The 207-nt window shown below is 35.7% G+C and carries 1 pseudogene; it reads left to right on the top strand.

Features of this window, described 5'->3' with window-relative positions:
* Positions 1-207 (top strand): annotated as a pseudogene (locus G9F74_RS29830) (IS200/IS605 family element RNA-guided endonuclease TnpB); the annotation flags it as partial.

Here is a 207-nt window from a genome sequence, read left to right as displayed (position 1 = left end):
AAAAACAACGTACAATCTTACACAACAAAACAAACAAATGAAAACATTGCCGTTGTAGGAAACAAAATAAAATTGCCAAAACTAGGTCTTGTTCGATTTGCTAAAAGTCGTGAAGTAAAGGGACGTATTGTAAATGCTACAGTTAGACGGAACCCTTCTGGCAGATACTTTGTGTCATTGTTAGTCGAAACAGAAGTGCAAGAACTT

Origin of the sequence: Bacillus sp. EKM202B (assembly GCF_011066025.1) — a bacterium.
In the GTDB taxonomy this organism is placed as follows: Bacteria; Bacillota; Bacilli; order Bacillales; family Bacillaceae_G; genus Bacillus_A; species Bacillus_A toyonensis.
The sequence above is the reverse complement of the archived record's forward strand: the minus strand, read 5'-3'. Positions and strand labels throughout refer to the sequence as shown.